Source organism: Synechococcus sp. R8-2, assembly GCF_047461715.1.
Lineage (GTDB): Bacteria > Cyanobacteriota > Cyanobacteriia > Thermostichales > Thermostichaceae > Thermostichus.
In genome coordinates this window covers 1-6870 of the sequence record NZ_JANSHQ010000209.1, presented here as the reverse complement: position 1 = coordinate 6870, position 6870 = coordinate 1, and the positions used below count along the sequence as shown (strand labels likewise).

At 61.4% G+C, this 6870-nt stretch carries 5 protein-coding genes; 1 reads left to right on the top strand and 4 read right to left on the bottom strand.

Annotated elements, in window-relative coordinates; genetic code table 11:
* Nucleotides 1-212 precede the first annotated feature (212 nt).
* The 3 genes from NW819_RS05710 to NW819_RS05700 all read right to left on the bottom strand — a co-directional run bounded on the left by NW819_RS05710 (nucleotide 213) and on the right by NW819_RS05700 (nucleotide 4076).
* Nucleotides 213-1034, bottom strand: coding sequence for a class I SAM-dependent methyltransferase (locus NW819_RS05710; RefSeq protein ID WP_414413167.1), 822 nt, complete (start codon nucleotides 1032-1034; stop codon nucleotides 213-215).
* A 107-nt stretch (nucleotides 1035-1141) separates the two neighbouring features.
* The gene (ftsH, locus tag NW819_RS05705) at nucleotides 1142-3064 is read right to left on the bottom strand and encodes an ATP-dependent zinc metalloprotease FtsH (protein WP_414413166.1); all 1923 of its coding nucleotides are present in this window, start codon (nucleotides 3062-3064) and stop codon (nucleotides 1142-1144) included.
* Nucleotides 3065-3200: 136 nt separating this feature from the next.
* The gene (locus NW819_RS05700; RefSeq protein ID WP_414413165.1) at nucleotides 3201-4076 is read right to left on the bottom strand and encodes an SDR family NAD(P)-dependent oxidoreductase; all 876 of its coding nucleotides are present in this window, start codon (nucleotides 4074-4076) and stop codon (nucleotides 3201-3203) included.
* A 304-nt stretch (nucleotides 4077-4380) separates the two neighbouring features.
* On the opposite strand from NW819_RS05700, the gene NW819_RS05695 reads away from it, so the two are divergent.
* Entirely contained in the window at nucleotides 4381-4890 is a 510-nt protein-coding gene (locus NW819_RS05695; RefSeq protein WP_414342192.1) for a hypothetical protein, read from the top strand.
* A 22-nt stretch (nucleotides 4891-4912) separates the two neighbouring features.
* On the opposite strand, the gene NW819_RS05690 is transcribed toward NW819_RS05695, so the two are convergent.
* The coding region (locus NW819_RS05690; RefSeq protein WP_414413164.1) for a DNA gyrase subunit A at nucleotides 4913-6870 on the bottom strand (1958 nt) is incomplete at its 5' end.

The following is a 6870-nucleotide window of genomic DNA, read 5'->3' as shown; positions in this document are numbered from 1 at the left end:
TTTCGTCTTTCTGCTCGCTATAGCCTGCGCAACTCGACCTTGGATCGGGAGTTTAGCTTTGGCGTTGGGCTGGAGTGGATCCCATAGAGTGCGCCCTCACTCCTAGTCTCTCTCTTGGTGGAAGAGGGGAGCCAGGGATCGGCATGACTTGGATTGGGGTAATGGCTCCGACATCGACTCGATGGCCACTGCACAACTTAACCCGGCCAAGATCAGAGGCGCACCGCCCGCACAAAGGCCACCCAACCCAAGCTGAGATAACGCTCCAACTGCAGCCCCACCTGTTGAAGGTGCTCGCGCAACTGGGTTTCTGAGAAAAAATGAAGGCCGGTGGCTTCCAGCCATTGCTGCACCATCTGCCCCCATCCCTGGACCTGCTGGCTGTGCATCGAGACAAAGGCTCCTCCCGGTCTCAACACACGGGCAATTTCCCGCAAACAGGGATCCAAAGGCACTTCGTTCAAGGTCGCCCCACTGATCACCGCCCCAAAAGTTCCAGAGGCGAGGGGAAGCTGTTCGGCTCGGGCCCGCATCAGGCTGTAGTGCTGCCAGTGGGGCTGTGCCTGTTGAGCGGCTTCCGCCAATACCCCTGCTGCATTGTCCAGGCCGATCACCGTCCGTTGTGGATCCTTGGCCAGGAGCAAGCGGCTCCAGTACCCCCCGGCAGTGCCCAAATCCAAGATGGGATCCCCCTCCCCCACCAACTCGGCCAGCAGTTGACTCTCCCGCTCGCTCCCAAAGCTCTCCCCCGTCAGCAGCGACAGAGCCCAGGGCCGCCAGAGGCGATCGTAGCCCCAGGCAAACCCAGGCAGATGGGCAATGGCTTGGGCCGGCGTGAGATGCAGGTCCGATGAGCTGCCGATAAAATCCACAGCCCCAGAAGCGGTGATGGGGTAAATTTGGCCACAACTGGGACAATAAACCCGATCTGCCACGGATCCCTGTTCCCGCCCTGGTGATTGGGTCAACCCTTCCCGACCGCAGCTCAGGCAGCGATAAAGGTGAACCGGCAAAGCAGAGAGCGAAGAGAGCATGCGACAGCCCAACGCAACCCAAAACTCGCGAGGAAAAGGGGGCAGCTGCCGGGATCCAGCCCCAACAACCCCCCCAGTTGTCTATCTGGAAATGGAGATGGGATCCCTTAGACCAACTTTGGACTCCGTCCCGCTTCCGCAAGTGGACTGGGCAGGCCGACCTTCTCCGGGATGGGCACATACTCTGAGACAATCGCCCGGAATTCGTCGCCATCCAGGGTTTCCCGTTCCACCAAGGTATCGGCCAATCGATCCAGCAGAGGGCGGTGCTCCAGCAAAATCTGCTTGGCCTTCTGGTAGCAGCTCTCCAGGATCTGCCGCACCTGGCGGTCGATCTTGGCGGCCACATCCTCCGAGTACTCGACGCGGTTCATCCAGCCGCCGCCCAAGAATACCTCGTTGTTGGGGGGATCCAGCATCAAGGGCCCCAGCTCAGACATGCCAAAGCGGGTCACCATCTGCCGCACCAGATTCGTGTTCTGCTGCAGGTCGTTGCTGGCTCCGGTGGTCACTTCGGAGTAGCCGAAGACGATCTCTTCGGCCGCCCGACCGCCAAAGCCCACCACCACCCGATCCAGCAGCCAAGCGCGGCTGTACATGCCGGAGTCGATCTGCTCCTCGTTGGGCAGTTGCTGGGCAAAGCCACCTGCGCCGCCGGAACGGGGGATGATGGTCACCTTGTTCAAGGGATCCGCGTGGGGCAAAAGTGTCATCAACAGGGCATGGCCACACTCGTGGTAGGCGATCAGGCGCTTGCTCTTGCCGTCCAACAGCGGGGGCTTGGTCAGGCCGATGGTGATGCGGTCAATGGCGTCGTCAATGTCTTGGTTGGTGATGGCCATGCGCTGACGGCGGGCCGCCAAAATGGCCGCTTCATTGAGCAGGTTGGCCAGATCCGCGCCGGCAAAGCCGGGGGTACGGCGGGCAATCGCCTCTAGGCTGACCTCTTCCGCCAGCTTCTTGTTGCGGGCATGCACCCGCAAGATCTCGTAGCGCCCCTTAAAGCTAGGCCGATCCACCGTAATCTGGCGGTCGAAGCGCCCCGGACGCAAGAGAGCGGCATCCAACACATCAGGGCGGTTGGTGGCGGCAATCACGATAATGCCGGTGTTGCCCTCAAAGCCGTCCATCTCCGTGAGCAACTGGTTCAGGGTTTGCTCGCGTTCGTCGTTGCCACCGCCGATGCCAGCCCCCCGCTGCCGGCCCACCGCGTCGATCTCGTCGATGAAGACGATGCAAGGCGCATTCTCCTTGGCCTTCTTGAAGAGATCCCGTACGCGAGAGGCACCCACCCCGACAAACATTTCCACAAACTCAGAGCCGGACAGGCTAAAGAAAGGCACTCCTGCCTCGCCGGCAATGGCCTTGGCCAGAAGGGTTTTTCCCGTCCCCGGCGGCCCCACCAACAACACGCCTTTGGGGATCTTGGCCCCAACAGCGGTGAAGCGCTCCGGCTTCTTCAAGAAGGTAACCACCTCTTGCAATTCTTCTTTGGCTTCTTCAATCCCGGCCACATCGTCGAACTTAACGCCGGTTTTGGCTTCCATCTGAAAGCGGGCCCGCGATTTGCCGAAGTTCATTGCCTGCCCAGGGCCGCCCGCTCCAGCACCGGCACGCCGCAGGAAAAAGAACAACCCTCCCAACAACAACAGCGGGATCACCAGGTTGCCCAGAAGCGCCCAAAAGGCGCTGCCATTGCGGGTAGGTACCACTGCCACTTCGATCCCCTGCTCGGTGAGGCGGTCCACCAGTTGCGGTACGGTGTTGGGCAGCAGGTTCACTCGGTAGCGGGTGGAATGCTGGGTCTGGGGATCCACAGCCGTAACTTCAGCTACTAGATTGTTGTCCGTGAGGCGCACATCCGTAACCCGCCCCTCCTCGACGTAGCGCAAAAAGCGATCGTAGGTGAGGGCCGAGGCCAAAGCTGCATGGGCGGGTGCAGGCTGCAGCACCAGGCCGGATCCCTGCCAGAGACAGAAGCCCAGCATGAGGGCGATCAGCCAGCGCTGGGGAGATAGAGGCTTGTTCATAGGGAAGAGAACGCTCGGTTATTAAAAGTCCTTTAACAAACTTAACCTGTCCCTCCTGGAAGGCACAACCCTACCCCCGCAAGGATGAGCTCCTGAGGGATCCCTGCCCCATCCGATGCCCGCCACCAGCCTGCAATTAGGCCGAGCCGGGGGATCCCAGCCGATCCAGCCCATAGACGCGCCGCCACATGGAGTCAGCCAGAGCAGCGGGCATGAGCCGCATCAGCCCCAACGCCACCTTGCCCCCTGTGAAAGCAGTGTAGCGGTCGGAAGGGTGAGGATCGGTCATCGCCCTCAGGATCGGCTCCACCACCTTCTCCACCGGCCAGGCCATTTTGCTGAACGAGCTGGCCAGATCGGCGGTCTTGTCCAAGATCGCCTTGTAGGGGCCGTTGGGGTTGACAACGGCAGCAAAGGTTTCTTCCGCCACGCGGCCAAACTCGGTGGCTACCGGCCCCGGCTCGATCAAGATAACCTTGATGCCGAAGGGGGCCACCTCCACCCGCAACGCATCGCTGAGGGCCTCCACAGCAAACTTGGTTGCGTTGTAAACGCCGCTGAAAGGCATGGACAGCTGGCCGGCCACCGAGCTGAGGTTGAGGATGCGGCCACTGCCCCGTTCCCGCATTTGGGGCAAGAGGGCACGGGTGAGAGCATGCAGGCCAAATACATTCACCTCAAACTGGCGCCGCATGGCCGCCACATCCACCTCTTCCACCGGCCCCATCTGGCCATAGCCGGCGTTGTTCACCAGGATATCCACCCGGCCAAAATGATCCAGAGCCTTTTGGGCCAGTGCCTCCACCTGGGCCGTATCGGCCATGTCGGTGGGCACCACCAGCGCCTCCGCTCCCCGACTCTCCACCAAGTCTTTGACGTTTCGCAGCAGCCCTTCCCGGCGGGCCGCCAGCACCAAGCGAGCCCCGCGTTTGGCCGCCTCCAGAGCGACGGCTTCCCCAATTCCAGCAGAGGCGCCGGTAATCAGCACCACCTGATTTGCAAGTGAAGGCATGGTTTCTTTTATCCAAACTCTCCACCATCCTAGAAGAACGACCGGGATCCCTGGAGAGGGGCAGCTCCGTCTTCCGAACTTCTGGATTCGGCATCCGCTATCATGGCTACATTGGGTAAACCCAGAAAACAGCCGGGACAAAGCCCGATAGACAGGTCTCTGCTTGGGCTGAAGTCCTATGGTGCTTTGATTTAAAGTAGAGAGTTGTGTATAGGGTGCAGCGACTGTGAAGTACTTCTGCAGGCGAGTTGGCCGAGGTCGATCTCTCTCCCCGGAAGAGCGTTGGGTTGTTACTGAGGTTCGATTGGCTCAATTGCTCAGGGCAGCGGAAGCCAACTTGCGGGCCAATTCTGAGTTGCGCCAACAGCAGCAGGAGCAGCAAAAGCAACTGGAAGCCGAGCGCCGCCACAGCGAAGCCCTAAGAGACTCGACCGCCGATTTGCGCACCAGCGTGATGGAGCTGCGGGAAGGACAGGCCCTTTGGCAGAGCCATGTGGAAGAGCTGCGCTCTTGTCTGCGGGAGCTGCTCAAGGAACAAAGTGAACTGGTGCAGATTGTTGCCCAGCAGCAGCACATCCTGAAGGATTGTCAGGAAGTCATCCGCGCCATGCTGGAGCAAATGCGAGATGACCACCGAGACTTCCGCTCTGCCATCAGCATTTTGCTGGAGGAGCTGCACCAAACCGTGCGCTGTTTGGTTATCAGGTCAGGTGGCACCCTACCCAAGCCCGTTCGCCATCCCGAAGTGCCGGAGACGGATCCCGGCTCCCCGCCGACCGATTCGGCCTCGCCTGGGGAAGGCTCTTCGTCCTAGGGATCTTCTGCTCCCCCAAGAGCTATCCCACATCGCCTTCCGGCAGCCACTGCGGCCAGAACAGGCGCAACTCCCTGACCCGCTCCCCTTTGACCAGGAGGGATCCGCCCCCGGAGCGGCTTTGCAGCGGGATGTCAGCAGGGGAGAAGGAGTACATCCGTTCAGACTCCGTGAGCACATCCAGTTGCAGATGGGGATGCTGCTCCAGCTCGGGGGGGAGACCCACCAAGCTCGCCAAGCCATCTCCCCGGTCGGAGAAGTGAAAGGCCGGCACGCCCACTTGACCCCGCTCCAGGATGGGGATCTCGCTCAGGGGCAAGCGCTTCAGGTGGCCCAACCGGCTGGCCAGAACCAGGATCCCTTGCGGGGGCAGCAGCGCCATACCAACTATTCGCTCGGCGCGCCCCAAACGCAGGGCCGGCGATCCCATAGCCGCTCGACCCATCAGGGGAATCTGTTGGACATCCAGCCGCAGCACCCGTCCCCCTGAAGTAGCCAGGACGACGCTGTAGCCTTGGTGGCCGGGATTCCAAAGGGCTGCCCAGCCCAGCTCATCTCCCTCTTTTAGCTTTAGGACAGTGGATCCCCGTTGGGTGAGGCCCATTAGCTCTGCCAGGGCCAGCCGCTTGATCCGCCCCTGCCGGCTGAGCACCACCAAACTTGCCTTGCCCGGATCCGGATCCAACGTGAAGGTGGCGACGATCGGCTCAGGGTTGGGGAGAAGGGTAACCAGAGGCACCCCCCGTGAGGACCCAGTGCTGAGGGGGATCCCTGCGATGGGCACGGTAAAAGCCTTGCCGCCGGCGGTGAGCACCAAGATTTCCTGCTCCAGCGTGACGCATTCCAGGCCGACCAGTAGATCCTCCCCCACTTCCCGCTGCGCGGGGTTGCTGCGGGAGCGACGGCTAGGCAGAGGCAGGCGGCGCACATAGCCCTTGCGGGTGAATTGCAGCAAGAAGTGGGTCTCTTCCATCTCTTCGCCGCTGGGGATTTGGGCCACTTCCGCTTCCAGCTCCGAGGCCGAGAGGATCTGGGTGCGCCGGGGATCCCCGAAGGTCTTTTTCAGGTGTCGCAGCTCTTTTTTCAAATAATTCAAGAGCTTGCGGCGGTCGCTGAGGAGCCCTTGCAGTTCTTCGATGCGGGTCTGCAACTGGGCGTGTTCCTGGTGCAGCCGTTCCCGCTCCAATCCCGTCAGGCGACGCAGAGGCATGGCCAAAATCGTCTCTGCCTGCCGGGGGGTACAGCCCAGGCGAGTTTGCAATTGGGCTTTGGCCGTGGTGCCATCGGGCGCTTGCCGCAGCAGCTCGATCACCCCCTCCAGATCCGCCAACGCCAGCAACATTCCTGCCACCTCTTCCGCCTTGCGCTGCACCTGCTGCAACTCGGCACGGAACATCCGGTTGAGGGTGGCCTCGCGAAATTGCAAGAAGTGTTGCAGGATGTCCTTGAGGCTGAGCTGCCGCGGTTCCCCGTTCACCAAAGCCAGCAGGATGGCTCCAAAGTTGCTTTGCAAAGGGGTGAGCTTATACAACTGCTGCAAAACCGCCTGCGGGTTGGCCTCTCGCTTCAGCTCCACCACCACGCGAATGCCGCTGCGATCCGACTCATCCCGCAGATCGGCGATGCCGCTGATGCGGTCTTGGTTGGCCAACTCGGCCACTTTCTCGATCCAGGCCGCTTTGTTCACCTGATAGGGAAACTCGCTGATGATCAGGGCGGGTCGGCGGTGGCGTCCTTTGCCCGGCTGGATCTCCTCAAATCGGGCCACCCCCCGTAGAGTGATGGAGCCGCGCCCGGTGAGGTAGGCCTCGCGGATCCCTTGGGTGTCTAAGATTTGGCCGCCGGTGGGAAAATCCGGCCCTGGGATCCACCGCAACAGTTCCTCAGGGCTGAGGTCGGGATGGTCGATCAAAGCCAACAGGCCATCCACCACTTCCCCCAGGTTGTGGGGTGGGATATTGGTGGCCATGCCCACGGCAA

Bases quoted from the DNA above. Each gene is read 5' to 3' on its own strand.
- NW819_RS05710 (WP_414413167.1), bottom strand. From the start codon at position 1,034: ATGCTCTCTTCGCTCTCTGCTTTGCCGGTTCACCTTTATCGCTGCCTG.
- ftsH (WP_414413166.1), bottom strand. From the start codon at position 3,064: ATGAACAAGCCTCTATCTCCCCAGCGCTGGCTGATCGCCCTCATGCTG.
- NW819_RS05700 (WP_414413165.1), bottom strand. From the start codon at position 4,076: ATGCCTTCACTTGCAAATCAGGTGGTGCTGATTACCGGCGCCTCTGCT.